Source organism: Streptomyces sp. NPDC037271 (assembly GCF_055603605.1).
The window spans coordinates 1-20597 of the sequence record NZ_JBVJVN010000024.1 but is presented as its reverse complement, the minus strand read 5'-3'; the positions used below and the strand labels follow the sequence as shown (position 1 = coordinate 20597).

Below are 20597 nucleotides of genomic sequence, written 5' to 3'. Positions count from 1 at the left end.
ACCTGCCATGGGCATGGCAGGGCAAGGGGAGGGGATGCAGTGAAACGTCACGGCTTGGTGCGGGGGGCGTTCGCCACCGTCATGGGCGTCGCTCTGACCGTGGGCGGTCTGATGCCGCAGGCGTCGAGTGCCGCGGCCGACGAACCGGTGCCCGGTGAGGTGGTGGTTCCGGCCGCACCTCAGGCGGACCCGGTGTACGCGCAGACCTATCTGTCCGCCCAGTCACGCGATTTCCGGGCGGATTCCGCCGGTGCCGAGGGCGTCTTCTACGCGCAGGACGGGAAGGTCGCCCACGTCCGGTACGCGGACGGCCGCAGCACACCGGTCCCGTTGCCCACCGAGTCCGGGACGGCCGTCCGCGGCACCGGCGCCGACACACTGGCCTTCCTGCGCGACGGAGAGGTCGAACTCCGCGGCGCGGACGGGAGTTCACGCCGCGTGACGGTCCCCGAGGGGCTGAAGACGGCCGCGGTCTTCGGCTCCACCGTGGTCGCCTACGAGCCGGTCACCCAGCCGGACGGGAGGGTGACGGCGGAATCGATGCACCTGCTGTCGCCCCGGCCGGACGGGACGACCCGGGATCTGCCCCTGTCGGACCCCGCCGGCCACTCCCTGGGGGTGTTCGGCGGCGACGGGTCGGGCCTCGTCGTGGCGGCGGAGGCCCAGGACGGGCAGCGGCGCTTCGGCATCGCCTCGACGGCGACGGGCCAGGTCGAGGACATGAGCCCACTGGTCCCCGACAGCTTCTCCCGGGTGAAGCTCTCGCCCGAGTACCTGGCGGCCTACAGCCCGGACGAGGGGAACCAGAAGATCCTCGTGTTCTCCCGGAGTGATCTCTCGGCTCCGTACACCGAGGTCACGTTGGACGGCCTCGACTCCCCCCACCACGACTTCGCCGTCGTCGGCGACTGGCTGGTCCACCAGAACGGCATCCGCCTGGATGCGGCGCCGATCGCCGGCGGTCCCGTCGTGACCCTGCTCCGCGAGTTCCGGGGCGGGATCGCCGCCGGGCCGGACGGCACGGCGGCGATCGTCGTCGGCGGTGACGCCATCGACTGGGGGGTCCGGCACATCGCGGCGGACACCACGGGCCAACCGGTGGCGGCCCTGGTGAAGCGGCTGCCGAGGCCGGCGAACATCCAGGGCCTGGCACTCGCCCAGGGCCGGCTGTCCGTGGTCGACAACAGCGGCGTCAGCCGCTACCAGTACGTCCGCTCCATCAGTACCTCCGGGGCGCCGGCCTACGATGACCGGTCCAGGCTCACGGACCTCCCGCTGGCCGACTGCGCGGCCGACGACGTCGCCTGCGCGGAGTACCGGGCCCTCGGGGACGGGCGGTTCATGCACCGCATGGGCGGCTACTACATGATCAACGGCCCGGAGAGCGGCGACTTCAAAGCCCCGTACCTCGGCGCCGGCCGCCTCGTGGACGTCAACGGTGACTACCTCGTCCACGCCTCCGCCGACGCCACGGGCGAGCAGAAGGTGTACTCGCTCCGGGCCGAGCGGGTCATCGGGACGCGGCCGGCCGGCGCGGCCGCCCTGTGGGGTTCCTGGCTGTGGAAGCCGGAGGCGGAGAACGGCCGCGTCACGGCCGAGGACCTGGCGACCGGCAAGACGGTTCAGTCGGTGGACACCGGCGCCCCGTGCGTGCCCCGGGAGCTGCAGGCGGTGGGCCGCTGGCTGTACTGGAGCTGCGGCGCGGACGGACCGGCCGGCGTCCACGACCGTACGGCGAAGACCTCGCTGCCGGTCCCGGCGGGGGAGGCCCTGCTCGGCGACGGCTACGTGGTCACCCACGACCAGGCGGCCGGACAGTTGGTCCTCACCGGCGCCGACAGCGCCCACCCCGTCAGCCGCGTCATCGGTTCCCTGCCCGGCACCGGTGTTTCGCAGCGCCACATCCGCTGGAGCGTGGACCGCTTCGGTGGCCACGTGGCCTACGCCGACGCCGACGAGCGTGTCCACATCGTCCCGACGGACATCGGCGCCCAGCCCCTGTCGGTGCTGAGCCGGTACGCCGGCGACCACGTCGAGGCCGGCGAGACCGGCTCGCAGATGCTGCGGCTGCTGTTCAGCAAGCCCGTCGGCGAGTGGTCCCTCACCGCGCGGCACGCCACCACCGGCAAGGTCTCCGTCCTGGACTCCGGGCCGGAGGCACGCGGCGAGGTGGAGCTCTTCTGGACCGGCCGTGACAAGGCCGGCGACCTGATGCCCAACGGGCAGTACACCTGGACCCTGAACGCCCCGCCCGCCGACGGCGTCGGCCCGGCGGTCCAGCAGACCGGCAGCGTCGTGCTGACCCACGGCCTGTCCACGGCCACCTCCAGGTTCCGGGTGAACGAGCCGCTGCGGGCCATGGACACGCGCACCGGAACCGGCGTCCGCAAGGGCAAGGTCGGCTCCGGAGACACGGTGACCCTCCAGCTCCCCGAGCGCGACGACCTCCTCCCGGCCGACAAGGTGACCGCGGTGGCCATGAACGTGACCGCCACCGCCCCGACGGCCTCCACCTACATCTCGGTCTACCCGTCCGGCACCGCCCGCGGCAGCGCGTCCCACCTCAGCGTGCCCGCCGGAGCGACCGTGCCCAACACGGTGGTCGTCCCCGTCGAGGACGGGAAGGTCACCTTCTACAACCACACCGGGACCGTCGACCTCATCGCCGACATCACCGGTTACTACACCGAGGAGGACGGCTCCCTCTACGAGCCCCTGCGTCCCACCCGTCTGCTGGACACCCGCAGCGGCCTCGGCGCGCGCAAGGCCAAGGTGCAGGCACACCACACGGTGCCCCTCACCGTCACCGGCCGCGGCGGGGTGCCCACCGAGGACGTCACGGCGGTCGTGCTGAACGTGACGGCGACCAACGCCACCACCTCGACCGTCGTGTCCGTCGTCCCGTCCGAGGGCGTGGTGGACTGGCAGGGGCCGTCGAACCTGAACATGACGTCGGGTCAGACCGTGTCGAACCTCGTCGTCGCCCCCGTGCGCGACGGTGAGATCCACCTGTACAACCACTCGGGCTCGGTCGATCTCATCGCCGATGTCGCCGGCTACTACACCTCCTCGAACCTCGGCTCCCTCTACCAGCCGCTGGCCCCGACCCGTGCCATGGACACCCGGTACGGCACCGGCGTCGCCAAGGGCAAGGTCGGATCCGGCGACACGGTGACCCTTCAGGTCGCCGGCCGGGACGGCGTCCCCGCCACGGGTGTGACGGCGGTCGTGCTGAACGTGACGGCGACCAACGCGACCTCGTCCACGTTCATCTCGGTCTACCCCTCGGGAACGGCCCGCACCAGCGCGTCCACCATGAACCCGACGGCGGGACGGACCGTGGCCGGCCTCGTCGTGGTCCCGGTGGTCGACGGCAAGGTCACCTTCTACAACCACGCGGGCACGGTCGACCTGATCGCCGACGTGCAGGGCTACTACGCCCCGTAGGGACGGCTCCGCCCGGGTCGCCGCACAGCACGCCTCGCGCGTTCTGCGCGGCGACACCCGTCGCCGTGCGGCCGGGCCCCGCCGGCGCCGGGTCGCACGGCGGGGCGCCCCCTAGGCCGACATGAGCAGCGGCCGTCCCCGTCTGGCGGCCGCCAGTGCCTCGGGGGTCAGGACGGGGCGCGGGACCAGGATGCCGCAGTCCGCGCAGACCGGGCCCGTGGACGGCTCGTGGTCGAGGTCGTACTTCCAGAGCAGGTGGCCCCCGTCGCAGACCGGGCACACCGCCCCCGGCTCGCGCTCCAGCGCGGAGATCAGCCGGCGCAGCACCTCCGCCAGCGGCCCGTCCGGATGGACCGCGGGATCGTCGCACCAGGCGACACCGAAGCCGCCCCAGGTCAGCCGGTGCCAGTCGTCCACGCTGCCCGGCCTGCGCAGCCCGTCGTGCTTCTCCTTCCTGCGCCGCTCGGCGAACCCGGCCTCGTAGGCCAGCCACACCGAACGCGCCTCCTCCAGTTCCTCCAGCGCGGCCACGAGCCGTGCCGGGTCGGGGGAGCGGTCCTCGAGGCCGAACCCGGCCCGGGAGCACAGATGGTCCCAGGTCGCCCTGTGCCCGTAAGGAGCGAACCGCTCAAGGCACTTGCGCAGCGAATAGCGCCGTAGCGCCAGGTCGCACCGCGGATCGCGGACCTGTCTCGCCAGACTCCGGAAACCGGCCATCGCCCTGCACCTCCGTCACACCTGCACCTGTACTTCGGTTACTGCGGCGTCGTCGTAAGGACGTCGCCGAATAGACGTATCGACACGCGATTCGGCTCCATCCGATTTCCGATGCCCCTCATAAGCCGTTCCACCCGCTCCGAAAAGTGACGCGTGTTCATCTTTCAACTCGGGGATACCGGCGGTGACGTCCGGCTCGTCCCCGGTCGGGAGGAGCTGCCGTGCCACGGTGCACCCCAGGCAATGCCCTCGACGGACTGAGAACTCCCCGCGGCTTCCACGGGTTCCTGAAGGGGGCGTCCGTATGCGCCCTCGCCGCCGGTCTTTTGGCGCCGCTTTCCCCCGCGATGGCCACCGGAACGGGCCTCACCTCGGAGAAAGCCACAGAAACGACCGCCGGGAACGCCACTGGAAGGAACACCGAAAAGATCTCCGGAAAGCACGCCGGAGCGATGGCCGACGACCACTGAGGCGGCCGGTGTTCCGACGTCCCGCCACCCGGTCGGAACGGTGATGCCGCCCTCGCCCGGATCCTCGTCAGCCAGGCCTTCGGCACGCGGCCCGCCCACGCCGAGGACCGGCTCGGGCCCCGTGCCGACCTCGCCGCAGGTGCGGTGACGTGACCACCGTCCGCGGCAAGAAGACCGGTGAGCCGCTCGTCACCGGCACCACCCGCTACGGCACCGAGTCCGGCGCCGGTCACGCGGCGGCCCGGGAGGCGTCCGTGAGGGGCGGCGTTGTTCGCCGGCCCGGTCACGATGGGCGCCGCCGGGTCCAAGGGCCGCTGCTCTCGGCGAGTACGTCCTGACCGGCCCCAAGGACGGCCTCACCGACGCCGGCACCGTCGAGCACTTCGAGCGCACCGACCTGACCGACCGCACCGACCCGACCGCACCGACCTGACCGCACCGACCCGACCGCGCCGGCCTCCGTCATGGGCTCCCCGGCGGCGAGCGCACCGCCGGCGGCCACCCGGTCGACCCGCCGGCAGGTCGTGGAGTTCACCGGTCGCCGGCAGCGGGCCACGACTCCCGCCGGAAAAGCGGGAGTCGCGCGTCGCGCGGACCGGTCGGGGCAGGGGCCAGGTCCCGCCGGTGACCGGTCGGCGCCCGGGTCAGCGGTAGAGCAGGTACGGGCGGCGCGTCCTTCGGAACGCCGCCAGTTCGCTCTCCCAGCCGCCCGCCACCTCGTCGGTGTCCGCGCCCGCGTCGATCATCGTGCGCACCCGTGCGGAGCCGGTGAGCTTGTCGATCCAGTTGTCCGGCCGCCAGGCGAAGCCGTCCCAGGTCTGTTTCGCGGTCACCAGGAGGGCGATCCCGGTGCGGACCGGGTCGAAGGCGGCCCGGTCGTGCACATGGAGCTGCACACCCCCGACGGTCTTCCCCTGGAACTTGGAGAACGTGGGCGCGAAGTACGCCTCCCGGAAGCGCACGCCGGGCAGGCCGAGCGCGTTCGCGGCGGCGGCCCAGTCCCCGTCGATGCCCTCGGCCCCGATCAGCTCGAAGGGGCGGGTGGTGCCGCGCCCCTCCGACAGGTTCGTTCCCTCGAACAGGCAGGTGCCCGAGTAGACGAGGGCGCACTCCGGCGTCGGCATGTTCGGACTCGGCGGCACCCAGGGCAGCCCGGCGGCGTCGTAGAACTCCGAGCGCCGCCAGCCGGACATCGTCACGGTCTCCAGCGACACCGGTGCCGTCAGGAACTCCCCGTTGAACAGCCGTGCCAGCTCGGCGACCGTCATGCCGTGCGCCTGCGCGACGGGCTTGCGGCCGACGAAGGTCGCGAACTCCTCGTGCAGGACCGGGCCGAGGGCCGCCCGCCCGGTCACCGGGTTCGGCCGGTCCAGGACCACGAACCGCTTGCCCGCGAGCCGGGCCGCCTCCATGCAGTCGAACAGCGTCCAGATGTACGTGTAGAAGCGCGCGCCGACGTCCTGGATGTCGAAGACGACGGTGTCCACGCCGGACGCCGTGAAGACGTCCGCGAGCGGCTGCCCGCTCTTCAGGTACGTGTCGTAGACCGGCAGGCCGGTCGCGGGGTCGTCGTGGCGGCCCTCGGAGCCGCCCGCCTGCGCGGTGCCGCGGAAGCCGTGCTCGGGGCCGAAGACGGCGGTCAGGTCCACGCGGTCGTCGGCGTGCATGACGTCCACGATGTGACGCACGTCCCGGGTGACGCCGGTCGGGTTGGTGACGACGCCGACCTTCTGCCCGTCGAGCAGGGCGTAGCCGTCGTCGGCGAGGCGCTCGAAGCCGGTGCGGAGCCGGCGGCCGCCGTGGCCCCCGGCCGCCGCCTGCGCCGTGCCGGCCGCGACGGCCGTGGTGGTGGCCGCCACCGCGGCCGTGGTGGCGAGCAGGGTCCGTCTGGACAGCGTCATGCGGTGACCTCCGTGATCGCGGCGGGTGTCATGCGCACGCACGCTAACCCGCGCTCCCTGCCACACGGAACGAGTCGGACCCCGGTTCACCTCTTCCGTCGTACATACCGACTGGTTAGTCTGGCGTTGCAGCAAGCCCACGCACGTGGCGTCGCAGCCGTGTCGAAGGAGACCGATGGTGGAAGCCGTGCAGGATGCCGGAGTCGTCGTCACCGGGGCGGGAGGCGGCATCGGCGCCGCGCTGGCCCGCCGCTTCGCCGCCGGGGGAGCCCGGGTCGTCGTCAACGACCTGGACGCCGACCGGGCGAAGGCCGTCGCCGACGAGATCGGCGCCGTCGCGGTCCCGGGCGACGCCTCCGCGATCGTCGCCGAGGCGCGTGAGGCGCTGGGCGGCACGGTCGACGTGTACTGCGCCAACGCGGGTGTCGGCTCCGGCGGTTCGCAGGCGGCCGAGGAGGCCGTCTGGGCGCTCGCCTGGGACGTCAACGTCATGGCCCACGTACGGGCGGCCCACGAACTGATCCCCGACTGGCTGGAGCGCGGCAGCGGCCGCTTCGTCTCCACCGTCTCGGCCGCCGGACTCCTCACCATGATCGGCGCCGCGCCCTACAGCGTCACCAAGCACGGCGCGTACGCCTTCGCCGAGTGGCTGTCCCTCACGTACCGCCACCGCGGGATCAAGGTCCACGCCATCTGCCCGCAGGGCGTGCGCACCGACATGCTCACCGCGAGCGGCAGCGCGGGCGACCTGGTGCTCGCGCCGACCGCCGTCGAACCCGCGGACGTGGCGGACGCCCTCTTCAAGGGCATCGAGGAGGACCGCTTCCTGATCCTGCCGCACCCCGAGGTCGCCGAGTACTACCAGGCCCGAGCCGCCGAGCCCGAACGCTGGCTGCGCGGCATGAACCGCCTCCAGCGGCAGTGGGAGGAGGCGACCGCCCGGTGACCGGCTCCCGTTACGCGGCCAGGCCCTGGCTGGACCTGCTGACCGACGCCCAGAAGGCCCCGCTCGACCCGGAGGCCTCCCTGGTGCACGCCCTGCGCCGGGCCGCGGCCGCAGCCCCCGACCGCGCCTTCCTCGCCTACTTCGACGGCCGCCTCACCTACCGCGAGGTGGACGAGCTGAGCGACTCCGTCGCCGGGCACCTCGCCGCGCGCGGCCTGCGGCGCGGCGAGCGGGTGGCGGTCCTGCTGCAGAACTCCCCGCACTTCGTGCTCGCCGTCCTCGGCGCCTGGAAGGCCGGCGCGGTCGTCGTGCCCGTCAACCCCATGTACAAGTCGGGGGAGGTCGGCCACGTCCTGCGGGACGGCGAGGTCGCCGCGCTGATCTGCTCCGACCGGGCCTGGGAGTCGTACCTGCGCGAGACGGCGGGCGGCACGCCCGTACGGATCGTCCTCACCGGGTGCGAGCTGGACTTCCAGACCCGCCAGGACGCGCGCGTGCTGACCTTCGAGCGGCTGCCGGGCGCCACCGACGCCGACGACCTCACCCAGGCCGCCCGCGCCGGTCACCCGGCACCCGAGGGCCGCGACCCGGAGCCCGGCGACACCGCGCTCATCAGCTACACCTCGGGCACCAGCGGCACACCCAAGGGCGCCACCAACACGCACCGCAACATCATGTACAACGCCGAACGGCAGCGCACCGGGCTCGGCCTGCCCGAGGCGCCGGTCTACTTCGCGCTGGCGCCGCTGTTCCACATCACCGGCATGGTCTGCGAGTTCGGGGCCTGCCTGAACAGCGCGGGCACGCTCGTCCTCGCCTACCGCTTCGAGCCGGGCGTCGTGCTCGACGCGTTCGCCGAGCACCGGCCGCACTACACTGTCGGCCCGTCCACCGCCTTCATGGCGCTGGCCGCCCACCCCTCCGTCACCCGCGAGCACTTCGCCTCCTTCGCGAACATCTCCTCCGGGGGCGCCCCGCTGCCGCCCGCCCTGGTGGAGAAGTTCCGCGCGGGCTTCGGCCCGTACATCCGCAACGGCTACGGGCTGACCGAGTGCACCGCGCCGTGCGCCTCGGTCCCGCCGCACCTGGAGGCGCCCGTCGACCCGGTCTCCGGAACCCTCGCCGTCGGCGTGCCCGGCCCCGAGAGCATCGTCCGGATCGTCGACGAGCAGGGCGCCGAGGTGCCCTTCGGGGAACAGGGCGAGATCGTCGTGAGCGGCCCGCAGGTCGTCCCCGGCTACTGGCGGCGCCCCGACGCCACCGCCGAGACCTTCCCCGGCGGCGAGCTGCGCACCGGCGACGTCGGCTTCATGGACGCCCAGGGGTGGCTCTACGTCGTCGACCGCAAGAAGGACATGATCAACGCCGCCGGGTTCAAGGTCTGGCCGCGCGAGGTCGAGGACGTCCTCTACACCCACCCGGCGGTACGCGAGGCCGCCGTCGTCGGCGTGCCCGACGGGTACCGCGGGGAGACCGTCAAGGCGTACATCAGCCTCCGTCCGGGTGCCGAGGCGGCCCCGGACGCACTCGCCGCGTACTGCGAGGAGAGACTGGCCGCCTACAAGTACCCGCGCCAGGTGGAGATCCTGCCCGACCTGCCGAAGACGGCGAGTGGGAAGATCCTCCGTCGGGAACTGCGTTCCCGTACGCGACAGGACGAACAGGAACGGCCACTGAACGGCCGCTGAAAAGGAAAGGCAGGTGACGGCAGTGCCCAGGACCACGGACGGGGACGGCACTCCGGTGCCGCAGCGGCTCCTGGCCGCCGCCACCCGGCTCTTCGCGGAGCAGGGCTACGACCGCACCTCGGTACAGGAGATCGTGGAGGCGGCCGGCGTCACCAAGGGAGCGCTGTACCACTACTTCGGCTCCAAGGACGACCTCCTCCACGAGGTCTACGCGCGCGTGCTGCGCCTCCAGCAGGAACGCCTGGACGCCTTCGCGGAATCCGACGAGCCGGTCGAGAAGCGGGTACGGGAGGCGGCGGCCGACGTCGTCGTCACGACCATCGACAACCTCGACGACGCGTCGATCTTCTTCCGTTCCATGCACCAGCTGAGCCCGGAGAAGAACAAGCAGGTACGCGCGGAGCGCCGGCGCTACCACGAACGCTTCCGCGCGCTCATCGAGGAGGGCCAGCAGGCCGGCGTCTTCACCAAGGAGTCCCCGGCCGACCTGGTGGTGGACTACCACTTCGGCTCCGTCCACCACCTCTCCACCTGGTACCGCCCCGACGGCCCGCTCGGCCCGCAGGAGGTCGCCGACCACCTGGCCGACCTGCTGCTGCGGGCACTGCGCCCGTGAGGTGACGGCCCCCCGGGTGCCGGGGGCGCCGCCTCGCTCAGAGGTCAGAGAAGGTCAGAGGTACTTCTTGATCTCCCGGCGTGCCAGCGACCGCTGGTGGACCTCGTCCGGGCCGTCGGCGATCATCAGGGTCCGGGCACCGGCGTAGAGCTCGGCCAGCGGGAAGTCCTGGCTCACGCCGCCCGCGCCGTGCAGCTGGATCGCCCGGTCGATGATGTCGACCACCGCGCGGGGCGTGGCGATCTTGATGGCCTGGATCTCGGTGTGGGCGCCCTTGTTGCCGACCGTGTCCATCAGCCAGGCGGTCTTCAGCACCAGCAGCCGCAGCTGCTCGACGGTGACGCGCGCGTCCGCGATCCAGTTGTGCACGACGCCCTGCTGGGCCAGCGATTTGCCGAAGGCCTCGCGGGACACCGCCCGGCGGCACATCAGCTCGATCGCCCGCTCGGCCATGCCGATCAGCCGCATGCAGTGGTGGATGCGGCCCGGACCGAGGCGGGCCTGGGCGATGGCGAAGCCGCCGCCCTCCTCGCCGATCAGGTTGGAGACCGGCACGCGCGCGTGGTCGAAGGTCACTTCCGCGTGACCGCCGTGGTAGTGGTCCTCGTACCCGAAGACCTGCATGGCCCGGTCGACGGTGACGCCGGGCGTGTCGCGCGGCACCAGCACCATGGACTGCTGGCGTCGGATGTCCGCGCCGTCCGGGTCGGTCTTGCCCATCACGATGAAGATCCTGCAGTCCGGGTTCATCGCCCCGGAGATGTACCACTTGCGGCCGGTGATGACGTACTCGTCGCCGTCCCGCTCGATGTGCGTGGTGATGTTCGTGGCGTCCGAGGAGGCCACGTCCGGCTCGGTCATCGCGAACGCCGAGCGGATCTCACCGGCGAGCAGCGGCTGGAGCCACTGCTTCCGCTGCGCCTCGTCGGCGAACTGGGCCAGCACCTCCATGTTCCCGGTGTCGGGAGCCGCGCAGTTCGTCGCCGTCGGGGCCAGCTGCGGGCTGCGGCCGGTGATCTCGGCGAGCGGCGCGTACTGGAGGTTGGTGAGGCCGGCGCCGTGCTCGGCGTCGGGCAGGAAGAGGTTCCACAGGCCCTGGCGGCGGGCCTCGGCCTTCAGGTCCTCCACGACCTGCGGGGTGTCCCAGGGGGAGGCGAGCCGGGCGCGCTGCTCGTGGGCGACCTGCTCGGCGGGGTAGACGTACTCGTCCATGAAGGCGAGCAGTTTGGCGCGGAGTTCCTCGGTGCGTGCGTCGAACGCGAAGTCCATGGCGGGTCAGCCCTTCTGAAGGGTGGTCAGGCCGTGCTCGATGAAGACGGGGACGAGATCGCCGATGCGGTCGAAGCCGCGGCCGACCGTCTGGCCCAGCGTGTAGCGGTAGTGGATGCCCTCCAGGATCACGGCGAGCTTGAACCAGGCGAACGCCGTGTACCAGGCGACGGCGGACACGTCGCGCCCCGAGCGCGCGGCGTAGCGCTCGATCAGCTCGGCGGGGGCGGGGTGGCCGGGGGCCTGCGCCGTGGTGGAGACGGGCGAGTCGGGCATGCCGAGCGGCATGCTGTACATCACCAGCAGGCCCAGGTCGGTGAGCGGGTCGCCGAGGGTGGACATCTCCCAGTCGAGGACGGCCCTGATCTCGTCGTCGGCGCCGCCGATCAGGACGTTGTCGAGGCGGTAGTCGCCGTGCACGACGGTCGCGGCGGGGGAGCGGGGCAGCTCCCGGCCGAGCGTGGCGTGCAGCTCGTCGATGCCGGCCAGGTCGCGGTTGCGGGAGGCGTCCAGCTGCTTGGCCCAGCGCCGCAGCTGCCGGTCCAGGAAGCCCTCGGGGCGCCCGAAGTCCGCGAGGCCCACCTCGGCGGGGTCCACCGCGTGCAGGTCGACGAGCGTGTCGACCAGGTTCAGCACGGCGGCCCGGGTGCGCTCGGGCCCGAGCGGGGCGAGCTGCTCGGCGGTGCGGTAGGGGGTGCCCTCGACGAACTCCATGACGTAGAACGGCGAGCCGAGGACGCCCTCGTCCTCGCAGAGGAGGACGGGGCGCGGCACCGGCACGTTCGTCGGGTGCAGGGCGCTGATGACGCGGTGCTCGCGCTTCATGTCGTGCGCGGTGGCCAGGACGTGGCCGAGCGGGGGGCGCCGTACGACCCAGCGGGCGGTACCGTCCGAGACCGCGTAGGTGAGGTTCGACCGTCCGCCCTCGATCAGCCGGCCGGACAGCGGGCCGGTCACCAGGCCGGGCCGCTCGCGGTCGAGCAGGCCGCGCAACCGGTCGAGATCGAGTCCGGGCGGGTGGTCGGGGCTCATCGTCGCTCCTACGGGCAGGCGAACAGTACCCGAGTCATGATGCCGACCAGTCGGTATGCCGTCCAGTGGGGGAGCGGAACGTGATCGGCGCCACGGCGTGCCGACGGCTCCCGGCGCGGGGGCGCGGGAGCCGTCGGGGGGGCGGGGCGGCGGAGCGGAGTGCCCGTGGGTCAGTGGTCGTCCCAATGGCCGTCGTGCGCGGCGTGCCGGTGGCCGTCGTGGAGGTAGTCGACGTGGTCGCCGTGCCGCACGCGCGCGTGCCCGCAGTCCTCGCCGTGCCGGTGGTCGTGGCTCTCGTGCGCGGTGTGCACGGAGGGCTCGCACTCGTCCCAGTGGCTGCCGTGCTCGCGGTGCAGGTGCCCGTCGTGCGCGTAGTCGACGTGGTCGCCGTGGGGCACCCGCGTGTGGCCGCAGTCGGGGCCGTGCACGTGGTCGTGGGCGGTGTGTTCCTGGTGGAGAGTCGTCATGGCGCTCACCTTAACGGTGTATATCCGGACATTCGGCTTGCGTGGTGTCCGGGTACCCCGGAGGGTCGGAGCCATGAAGGCGATCAGTTACGCACGGTACGGCGGCCCCGAGACGCTGGAGTACGCGGACGTCCCCGATCCACGCGTCGGCCCCGACTCGGTGCTCGTGAAGGTGCGGGCCGCCGCCGTCAATCCCGTCGACTGGAAGTGCCGTGACGGCCACCTCGACGCGATCCTCCAGCCCGTCTTCCCCGTGATCCCGGGGTGGGACGTCTCGGGGGTCGTGGTGCGGCCCGGGGCCGCCGTCACGGAGTTCGCCGCCGGGGACGAGGTGATCGGCTACGTCCGCGAGGACTTCCTCTCCCGGGGGACCTTCGCCGAGTACGTGGCGGCGCCCGTGCGCACCCTCGCGCGCAAACCCCGCAACCTCTCCTACGAGGAGGCCGCCGGGCTGCCGCTGGCCGGGCTGACCGCGTACCAGGTGCTGGTGAAGGCGCTGCGGGTGAAGCGGGGCGAGACCGTCCTCGTGCACGCCGCCGCGGGCGGGGTCGGCTCGATCGCCGTGCAACTGGGGAGGTATCTGGGGGCGCGGGTCATCGGGACGGCGAGCGAGGGCAACCACGACTTCGTGCGCGGGCTGGGCGGGGAGCCGGTGGCGTACGGGGAGGGGCTGGCCGAGCGGGTGCGCGGGCTGGCGCCCGAGGGCGTGGACGCCGTGTTCGACACGGTCGGCGGCGAGGCGCTGAGGGTTTCGGCGAACCTGCTGGCCACCGCGGGCCGGCTGGCGTCGATCACCGACACGGACGTCGTCGACCACGGCGGGCGGTACTGCTTCGTACGCCCCGACGCCGAGGACCTGTCGCGGCTGGCCGAGCTGGCGGAGCAGGGGGTCGTGACCGTGCACGTGTCGGAGACGTTCCCCCTGGAACGGGCGGCGGACGCGCACCGGCGGAACCAGGAGGGGCGGACGCGGGGGAAGATCGTGGTGACGGTGGACTGGGAGTAGGGGTGGGTCCCGGCCCCCAACGGGTCCCGGCCCCCAACGGGTCCCGGCCCCCAACGGGTCCCGGCCCCCTAGAGGACGAGGAACGCGCCGCACACCGCCAGCGCCACCGTGCACAGGGCCGCCGCCGTGGCGTACGGCGGGGTCAGGGCGCGGGGCCGGTTCGCCGAGGCGAGCGTGCGGATGCGGTCGTGGGCGATGGCCAGGAAGGCCAGCCAGAGGGCGCAGCACAGGGCGGCGGCGACGACCGAGGCGGGCGTCGCGCCGCCGTGCAGCGCGGTCTTCCCGGCGAGCACGGCGACGACGGTGCCGGACAGCGTCGTACGGCGCCAGGCGAGCCGGGTGCGCTCGGGCTGGAGCCCGGGGTCGCGCTCCGGGCCGGCCGGTGCGGCGTCCGCGCCCGCGCCCGCGTCGGCGTCGGCGCCCACGCTCAGCCCTCCCAGCCGACGAGTACCACGACGACCATCGCGACGGCGACCACGGCGACGACCAGGCTGAGCAGGGCGGGGAAGCGCGAGACGGGGAGGTCCTCGCCGCGGCGCATGGCCCGTTCGCAGCGCACCCAGTGGTTCACGGCACGCAGCGAGCACAGGGCGCCCGACGCGAGCAGTGCGAGCGCCAGCCCCACCCGCCAGCCCCAGCGCAGGTCGGGCAGGAACTGGTCCACCGCGAACCCGCCGCCGACCAGGGCGAGAGCGGTGCGCAACCAGGCCAGGAAGGTGCGCTCGTTCGCCAGCGAGAACCGGTAGTCGGGGGTGCCGCCCTCCCGCCGGATCTCTCCGGGCGCCAACCAGAGCCGGGCGTTCCGCACGAATTCGATCACTTGGGGACCTTATCGGGTGGGGGCGGCACGCCTACGGCGGCCTGTGCGGGTGCCCGAACGCCCCGGCGGCGGAACAGACCGCCCTCCTGCCTCACTCCCGACGGGCACGCAGCCGCGCGTACGCCGACAACCCGTCCGGCACCCACTCCCACTCCCCGAGCCGCCGCTCCAGCTCCGCCTCCTCGAGGAACCCGTGCCAGGCCACCTCCTCCGCCTGCGGGGCGACCGGCCCCTCGCAGCGGACCTCGTACACCGCCGACCACCAGGTCCGCCCGGCGCCGTCGTCGTACAGGAACGTGAAGAGGTGTTCCGGGCGCGGCAGCCCCGTCACCCCCAGTTCCTCCTCCGCCTCCCGCAGCGCCGCGTCGTCGTAGGACTCGCCCGCGCCCACCACCCCGCCGACGAACATGTCGTACAGGGAGGGGAACACCAGCTTCGTCGCCGTACGGCGGTGGACGAAGACGCGCCCCTGGGCGTCCCGGGCCCACACGAAGACGCAGCGGTGGCGCAGCCCCCGGGCGTACGCGTCGCCCCGCCGGGCCTGCCCGACGACGCGGTCGTTCTCGTCGACGATGTCGAGGATCTCGTCAGCAGCGCTCATGCCGTCCATCCAAGCAGCGGCCGCCCGGTTCGGCGCCGCTGCGGGGCCCGGCCCCGGCAGGCGATGCCCGCAACCGGCCGGGTACGACGACGGGGAGGCGCGGCCACATGCGGCCGCGCCTCCCCGTCCTCGTACCCGGCTGCGCCTCCCCGTGGGCGGCACGCTGCGGCGTGCGTCTATATGACCAGCGAGAGGAGCAGGACCAGAGCGCCCGCGACCACCGAGATGATCGTCTCCATGACGGACCAGGTCTTGATGGTCTGGCCGACGTCCAGGCCGAAGTACTCCTTCACCAGCCAGAAGCCGGCGTCGTTGACGTGGCTGAAGAACAGCGAGCCGGCGCCGATCGCCAGGACCAGCAGGGCCGCGTGGGTCGTCGACATGTCGGCCGCCAGCGGCGCGACCAGACCGGCCGCCGAGACGGTCGCCACGGTCGCCGAACCGGTCGCCAGCCGGATCGCCACCGCGATCAGCCAGGCCAGCAGCAGCGCCGGGATCGACCAGTCCTCGGAGATCTCCAGGATCATCTGGCCCACGCCGGAGTCGATCAGCGTCTGCTTGAAGCCGCCGCCCGCGCCGACGATCAGGAGGATGCCCGCGATGGGCGCGAGGCCCTTCTCGACCAGGCCCGACAGGCGGTCCTTGCCGAACCCGGCCGGACGCAGCAGCGTGAAGATGCCGACGATCACGGAGGCGAGCAGGGCGATCAGCGGGTTGCCGATCACGTCGAAGGTGCGCTGCACCACGTTCTCCGGGTCGTCGACGATGATGTCGACGAGCGCCTTGGCCAGCATCAGCACGACCGGCAGCAGGATCGTGGCCAGGGTCGCGCCGAAGCCGGGGCGCTTCTCCAGCTCCTCCGAGGCGCGCTGCGGGATCATGCGGTCGGGGGCGGGCACGTCCACCCAGCGGGCCGCGTACTTCGAGAACAGCGGACCGGCGATGATCACCGTCGGGACGGCGATCAGGACACCCAGCGCGAGCGTCACACCGAGGTTCGCGCCCACCGCGTCGATCGCGACCAGCGGGCCGGGGTGCGGCGGGACCAGACCGTGCATCACGGACAGGCCGGCCAGCGCCGGGATGCCGATGCGCATCAGGGAGTAGTTGCCGCGCTTGGCGACCATCAGGACGACCGGGATCAGCAGGACGATGCCGACCTCGAAGAACAGCGGCAGTCCGATGACGGAGGCGATCAGCACCATCGTCCACGGCATCGAACGCGGGCTCGCCTTGGCGAGGATGGTGTCCACGATCTGGTCGGCGCCGCCGGAGTCGGCGAGCATCTTGCCGAGGATCGCACCGAGGGCGATCAGGACGCCGACGCCCGCGACGGTGGAGCCGAGTCCGCTGGTGAAGCTGGTGATGACCTTGTCCAGCGGCGCTCCGGCGAACGCGCCGAGAGCCAGTGACCCGATGGTCAGCGACAGGAAGGCATGCAGCTTGAACTTGGTGATGAGCAGGACGATGACGGCGATGCCCAGGAGCACGGCGATGCCCAGCTGGGCATGGCCGGCCGAGGTGATGGGCTCGGCGGTGTCCGCTGCCAGCATCTCGACGCTGAGTCTGGTCACGGTGGTTCCCTTGCGGTGATGGGGGGTCGGGGGAGGGCGGGGCCGTGTCCGCGGGTGGCGGCACGGCCCCGGGGGAGGGTGTGGGGGTGCGGCGGGGGGCTACCCGATCGGCCCGGGGAGGTCCTTCAGGGCGTTCGCGGCCCGTTCGGTGATCTCCTCCGGCGTGCCGGCGACGTCCACCGCGACTCCCGCCTCGTCCGGCTCCAGCGGCTGGAGCGTGGCGAACTGGGAGTCGAGCAGGGCCGTCGGCATGAAGTGCCCCTGCCGGTGCGACATCCGGTCCTCGATCAGCTCGCGGCTGCCCGAGAGGTGCACGAAGACGACACCGGGAGCGGCGGCCCGCAGCCGGTCGCGGTACGACCGCTTCAGCGCCGAACTGCTCACCACCCCGCCGAGCCCCGCCCGCCCGTGCGCCCAGCTGCCGATGGCGTCCAGCCAGGGCCAGCGGTCCTCGTCGGTGAGCGGGGTGCCGGCCGTCATCTTGGCGATGTTGGCCGGCGGGTGGAAGTCGTCGCCCTCGGCGTAGGGAACGCCGAGCCGGGCCGCGAGCAGGGGGCCGATGGTGGTCTTCCCGGTGCCCGCTACGCCCATGACCACGACGACGTGGGGGGTATGCAGTTGCTGCATCGCACTCTCGCTGTCTGCTGTCTTCGTCGACACGTGATGTCGACGCAACTGAAACCCATTAGGTACGACGAATTCAAGAGTCTGTGACATATAAGTCTGACTTTTTGTTCCCGTAACGCGCCCCGTACGCTGAGTGCATGAGCACACCGGGTCGAGGGCTGCACGGCCGCGTACTGGACACCCTCGGCCCCGCGATCACGGCGGGCGAGTACCCTGCGGGCAGCGTTCTGCGCACGGACGAGCTGGCACAGCGTTTCGAGGTGTCGCGCTCCGTGATGCGGGAGGCGGTCCGGGTGCTGGAGTCCATGCACCTGGTCGAGTCACGCCGCCGGGTGGGCGTGACCGTCCTGCCCGAGTGCGAGTGGAACGTCTACGACCCGCAGGTCATCCGCTGGCGCCTGGCCGGCGCCGAACGCCCGCGGCAGCTGCGCTCCCTGACCGTGCTGCGGTCGGCCGTCGAACCGGTGGCGGCGGGGCTGGCGGCGCGGCTCGCCACGCCGGAGCAGTGCGCCGAACTGACCGAGTGCGCGCTCGGCATGGTCGCCAACTCCAGCGGCCACCGACTGGAGCAGTACCTCTTCCACGACGTGGCCTTCCACCGCGTCATCCTGACCGCCTCCGGCAACGAGATGTTCGCCCGCCTCGGCGGCGTCGTCGCCGAGGTCCTGGCCGGCCGCACCCATCACGACGTGATGTTCGAGGACCCCGACCCGGCCGCCGTCACCCTGCACGTCCAGGTCGCCGAGGCGGTCCGCGCGCGGGACGCCGAGCGCGCCGAGCGGCTGACCCGGGAGATCACGGTGGGGGCGCTGCAGGAACTGGACATCCTGGCGCCGTAGCGCGCGGACGGGGGCCTGGGCGGGGCTCTACGCGAGGAACTCCCCGTCGACGTACACCCACGCCCCGTCGACCCGCTCGAACCGGCTCCGCTCGTGCAGCGAGCCGCCGCGGTAGGACGCCCGGAACGTCACGGTCCCGGTGGAGTGGAAGGCCGACCCGCCGGTCGCGGCCAGGATCTCCAGACCGGTCCACCGCGTCCCCGGGTCGAGGTCGAGGCGCTCGGGGCGCGTCTTCGGATGCCACGTCCGCAGCAGATAGCCCGCGTCCAGACGCCCGAAGGCGCTGTAGCGCGAGCGCATGAGGGCCTCGGCGGTGGGTGCGGAGGCTTCCCCCGCGTGGAAACGGCCGCAGCACTTCTCGTACGGGTCGGGCAGCCCACACGGGCAGGAACGAGTTGGCATGGCGGCCATTCTGCCCGGTCGGCGCCGAGCCTCGACGGAAACACCGAAAGCCCCTTGATGATCAAGGGGCCTTCGGTGATCTCGCTGGTGTCCGAGGGGGGACTTGAACCCCCACGCCCGATAAAGGGCACTAGCACCTCAAGCTAGCGCGTCTGCCATTCCGCCACCCGGACAAGGTGTCTGTCGTGCGGGTTTTCCCCGCGGCGACGACGTAAACATTACCAGGCTTTCCGGGGTGGCCGATCACCCCCGCCTTGGGCGGGGGCGGCCGGAGGGGGAGGATGAGAGGGACCCACCAGCAGCGACAGCGGGAGGAAGCACGTGAGCGACTCGGGCACGGCCAGGAGCGTCACCGGCGAGGACGAGGTCGTCGACCTCTGCCGCGAGCTGATCCGGATCGACACCAGCAACTACGGCGACCACTCGGGCCCCGGCGAGCGCAAGGCGGCCGAGTACGTCGCCGAGAAGCTCGCCGAGGTGGGACTCGAACCGCAGATCTTCGAGTCCCACCCCGGACGCGCCTCCACGGTGGCCCGGATCGAGGGCGAGGACCCGTCCCGGCCCGCGCTGCTCATCCACGGCCACACCGACGTCGTCCCGGCCAACGCGGACGACTGGACCCACCACCCCTTCTCCGGCGAGATCGCGGACGGATGCGTGTGGGGGCGCGGCGCGGTCGACATGAAGGACATGGACGCGATGACCCTCGCGGTCGTCCGCGACCGGCTGCGCACCGGCCGCAAGCCCCCGCGCGACATCGTGCTCGCGTTCCTCGCGGACGAGGAGGCCGGCGGCACGTACGGCGCCAAGCACCTGGTGCGCGAGCACCCGGAGCTGTTCGAGGGCGTCAGCGAGGCGATCGGCGAGGTCGGCGGGTTCTCCTTCACGGTCAACGAGAAGCTGCGGCTCTACCTCGTCGAGACCGCCGAGAAGGGCATGCACTGGATGCGGCTCACCGTCGACGGCACGGCCGGGCACGGCTCGATGACCAACGACGACAACGCGATCACCGAACTGTGCGAGGCGGTGGCGAGGCTCGGCCGGCACAAGTGGCCGGTCAGGGTCACCAAGACCGTACGGGCCTTCCTGGACGAGCTGTCCGACGCGCTCGGCACCGAACTCGACCCCGAGAACATGGAGGAGACCCTCGCCAAGCTGGGCGGCATCGCCCGGATGATCGGCACGACCCTGCGCAACTCGGCGGCGCCCACCCAGCTCGGCGCCGGCTACAAGGTCAACGTCATCCCCGGCCAGGCCACCGCGCACGTCGACGGGCGCTTCCTGCCCGGCTACGAGGAGGAGTTCCTCGCCGACCTCGACCGCATCCTCGGCCCGCGCGTGCGGCGCGAGGACGTGCACGCCGACAAGGCGCTGGAGACCGACTTCGATGGCCGGCTCGTCGACGCCATGCAGACGGCCCTGCGCGCCGAGGACCCGATCGCGCGGGCGGTGCCCTACATGCTCTCCGGCGGTACCGACGCCAAGTCCTTCGACGACCTCGGCATCCGCTGCTTCGGCTTCGCGCCGCTCAAGCTGCCGCCGGAGCTGGACTTCGCGGGCATGTTCCACGGGGTGGACGAGCGGGTGCCGGTGGAGGGACTGCAGTTCGGCGTGCGGGTGCTCGACCGCTTCATCGACGCGTCCTGATTCGCCCGCTCGAACGTGACTGCCGCACGCGACGGTATTCGGCCGCGCGTGCGGGTGGCGACCGGGACGAGTGAATGCATTCATAAGCTCGTAGCCTCATTAGTTCCTCCTCGTTACAGGTGATGCGATCAGCAAGCTGGGATCGCGCTTGCCAACTAGGAGGAATAATGCTCAAGAAGGTCGTCGCCGTCGCGGCTGCCACCGGTGGTCTGGTTCTCGCGGGCGCGGGCATGGCCGCCGCCGACTCCGGTGCCCAGGGTGCCGCCGTGCACTCGCCCGGTGTCCTCTCCGGCAACGTCGTTCAGGCGCCCGTCCACGTTCCGGTGAACGTCTGCGGCAACACGGTCTCCGTGATCGGTCTGCTGAACCCCGCCTTCGGCAACGTCTGCATCAACAAGTGACGTTGCGCCTCGCCTCATGAGGGTCTGAGTCCGGGGGGGGGGGGGGGGGGGGGGGGGGGGGGGGGGGGGGGGGGGGGGGGGGGGGGGGAGGGGGGGGGGGGGGGGGGGGGGGGGGGGGGGGGGGGGG

At 72.3% G+C, this 20597-nt stretch carries 20 protein-coding genes and 1 tRNA gene; 9 read left to right on the top strand and 12 right to left on the bottom strand.

Features of this window, described 5'->3' with window-relative positions; translation table 11 throughout:
* The first annotated feature begins 39 nt into the window (after positions 1–39).
* Positions 40–3447, top strand: a complete 3408-nt coding sequence (locus ACZ7G3_RS29290; protein WP_470929073.1) for a hypothetical protein — start codon at positions 40–42, stop codon at positions 3445–3447.
* A 111-nt stretch (positions 3448–3558) separates the two neighbouring features.
* Here the strand turns inward: ACZ7G3_RS29290 and ACZ7G3_RS29285 are convergent, their stop codons facing one another.
* Positions 3559–4164: a hypothetical protein gene (locus ACZ7G3_RS29285; protein ID WP_426600574.1), complete on the bottom strand. Its 606-nt coding sequence runs from the start codon at positions 4162–4164 to the stop codon at positions 3559–3561.
* 619 nt (positions 4165–4783) lie between these two features.
* On the opposite strand from ACZ7G3_RS29285, the gene ACZ7G3_RS29280 reads away from it, so the two are divergent.
* The gene (locus ACZ7G3_RS29280; protein WP_470929071.1) at positions 4784–4972 is read left to right on the top strand and encodes a hypothetical protein; all 189 of its coding nucleotides are present in this window, start codon (positions 4784–4786) and stop codon (positions 4970–4972) included.
* 306 nt (positions 4973–5278) lie between these two features.
* Here ACZ7G3_RS29280 and ACZ7G3_RS29275 read toward each other — a convergent pair whose 3' ends face one another.
* Positions 5279–6535 carry an exo-beta-N-acetylmuramidase NamZ family protein gene (locus ACZ7G3_RS29275; protein ID WP_470929069.1) on the bottom strand — a complete coding sequence of 419 codons (1257 nt, stop codon included), beginning with the start codon at positions 6533–6535 and terminating at the stop codon, positions 5279–5281.
* Positions 6536–6710: 175 nt separating this feature from the next.
* Between ACZ7G3_RS29275 and ACZ7G3_RS29270 the strand changes: the two genes are divergently transcribed.
* Genes ACZ7G3_RS29270 through ACZ7G3_RS29260 form a run of 3 tightly spaced genes read left to right on the top strand, consistent with a single transcriptional unit; the run spans position 6711 to position 9785 of the window.
* A complete protein-coding gene (locus ACZ7G3_RS29270) occupies positions 6711–7481 on the top strand; it encodes an SDR family oxidoreductase (RefSeq protein ID WP_470929067.1) in 771 nt (256 codons plus the stop codon).
* Positions 7478–9169, top strand: a complete 1692-nt coding sequence (locus tag ACZ7G3_RS29265) for a class I adenylate-forming enzyme family protein (RefSeq protein WP_470929065.1) — start codon at positions 7478–7480, stop codon at positions 9167–9169. The genes ACZ7G3_RS29270 and ACZ7G3_RS29265 overlap by 4 nt, the downstream gene beginning before the upstream one ends.
* A 22-nt stretch (positions 9170–9191) precedes the next feature.
* Positions 9192–9785 carry a TetR/AcrR family transcriptional regulator gene (locus tag ACZ7G3_RS29260; RefSeq protein WP_426518528.1) on the top strand — a complete coding sequence of 198 codons (594 nt, stop codon included), beginning with the start codon at positions 9192–9194 and terminating at the stop codon, positions 9783–9785.
* 54 nt (positions 9786–9839) lie between these two features.
* On the opposite strand, the gene ACZ7G3_RS29255 is transcribed toward ACZ7G3_RS29260, so the two are convergent.
* The 3 genes from ACZ7G3_RS29255 to ACZ7G3_RS29245 all read right to left on the bottom strand — a co-directional run bounded on the left by ACZ7G3_RS29255 (position 9840) and on the right by ACZ7G3_RS29245 (position 12553).
* Positions 9840–11054, bottom strand: a complete 1215-nt coding sequence (locus tag ACZ7G3_RS29255) for an acyl-CoA dehydrogenase (RefSeq protein ID WP_470929063.1) — start codon at positions 11052–11054, stop codon at positions 9840–9842.
* 6 nt (positions 11055–11060) lie between these two features.
* Positions 11061–12086, bottom strand: a complete 1026-nt coding sequence (locus tag ACZ7G3_RS29250; protein ID WP_470929061.1) for a phosphotransferase family protein — start codon at positions 12084–12086, stop codon at positions 11061–11063.
* 170 nt (positions 12087–12256) lie between these two features.
* On the bottom strand, positions 12257–12553 hold the full coding sequence (locus ACZ7G3_RS29245; RefSeq protein WP_470929059.1) for a hypothetical protein: 297 nt from the start codon (positions 12551–12553) through the stop codon (positions 12257–12259).
* 73 nt (positions 12554–12626) lie between these two features.
* On the opposite strand from ACZ7G3_RS29245, the gene ACZ7G3_RS29240 reads away from it, so the two are divergent.
* Positions 12627–13559, top strand: coding sequence for an NADP-dependent oxidoreductase (locus ACZ7G3_RS29240; RefSeq protein WP_470929057.1), 933 nt, complete (start codon positions 12627–12629; stop codon positions 13557–13559).
* A 68-nt stretch (positions 13560–13627) separates the two neighbouring features.
* Here the strand turns inward: ACZ7G3_RS29240 and ACZ7G3_RS29235 are convergent, their stop codons facing one another.
* The 5 genes from ACZ7G3_RS29235 to ACZ7G3_RS29215 all read right to left on the bottom strand — a co-directional run bounded on the left by ACZ7G3_RS29235 (position 13628) and on the right by ACZ7G3_RS29215 (position 17181).
* Positions 13628–13984, bottom strand: a complete 357-nt coding sequence (locus ACZ7G3_RS29235) for a DUF202 domain-containing protein (RefSeq protein ID WP_470929055.1) — start codon at positions 13982–13984, stop codon at positions 13628–13630.
* Between the two features lie 2 nt (positions 13985–13986).
* Positions 13987–14379: a YidH family protein gene (locus ACZ7G3_RS29230; RefSeq protein ID WP_426600564.1), complete on the bottom strand. Its 393-nt coding sequence runs from the start codon at positions 14377–14379 to the stop codon at positions 13987–13989.
* A gap of 91 nt (positions 14380–14470) precedes the next feature.
* The gene (locus tag ACZ7G3_RS29225) at positions 14471–14980 is read right to left on the bottom strand and encodes an NUDIX hydrolase (RefSeq protein WP_470929052.1); all 510 of its coding nucleotides are present in this window, start codon (positions 14978–14980) and stop codon (positions 14471–14473) included.
* A 176-nt stretch (positions 14981–15156) separates the two neighbouring features.
* The gene (locus ACZ7G3_RS29220) at positions 15157–16554 is read right to left on the bottom strand and encodes a GntP family permease (RefSeq protein ID WP_470929050.1); all 1398 of its coding nucleotides are present in this window, start codon (positions 16552–16554) and stop codon (positions 15157–15159) included.
* A 99-nt stretch (positions 16555–16653) separates the two neighbouring features.
* Positions 16654–17181, bottom strand: coding sequence for a gluconokinase (locus ACZ7G3_RS29215; RefSeq protein ID WP_426603085.1), 528 nt, complete (start codon positions 17179–17181; stop codon positions 16654–16656).
* 137 nt (positions 17182–17318) lie between these two features.
* Between ACZ7G3_RS29215 and ACZ7G3_RS29210 the strand changes: the two genes are divergently transcribed.
* Positions 17319–18020: a FadR/GntR family transcriptional regulator gene (locus ACZ7G3_RS29210; protein WP_426603087.1), complete on the top strand. Its 702-nt coding sequence runs from the start codon at positions 17319–17321 to the stop codon at positions 18018–18020.
* Between the two features lie 27 nt (positions 18021–18047).
* Here the strand turns inward: ACZ7G3_RS29210 and ACZ7G3_RS29205 are convergent, their stop codons facing one another.
* Both ACZ7G3_RS29205 and ACZ7G3_RS29200 read right to left on the bottom strand, forming a co-directional pair.
* Positions 18048–18431, bottom strand: coding sequence for a YchJ family protein (locus ACZ7G3_RS29205; RefSeq protein WP_470929047.1), 384 nt, complete (start codon positions 18429–18431; stop codon positions 18048–18050).
* Positions 18432–18507: 76 nt separating this feature from the next.
* Positions 18508–18595 (bottom strand) — tRNA-Leu (locus ACZ7G3_RS29200).
* A gap of 148 nt (positions 18596–18743) precedes the next feature.
* Between ACZ7G3_RS29200 and ACZ7G3_RS29195 the strand changes: the two genes are divergently transcribed.
* Together ACZ7G3_RS29195 and chpH are read left to right on the top strand one after the other, a co-directional pair.
* Entirely contained in the window at positions 18744–20069 is a 1326-nt protein-coding gene (locus ACZ7G3_RS29195; RefSeq protein ID WP_073730969.1) for a M20/M25/M40 family metallo-hydrolase, read from the top strand.
* 167 nt (positions 20070–20236) lie between these two features.
* Positions 20237–20470 carry a chaplin ChpH gene (gene chpH / locus ACZ7G3_RS29190; protein ID WP_426518549.1) on the top strand — a complete coding sequence of 78 codons (234 nt, stop codon included), beginning with the start codon at positions 20237–20239 and terminating at the stop codon, positions 20468–20470.
* Positions 20471–20597 lie beyond the last annotated feature (127 nt).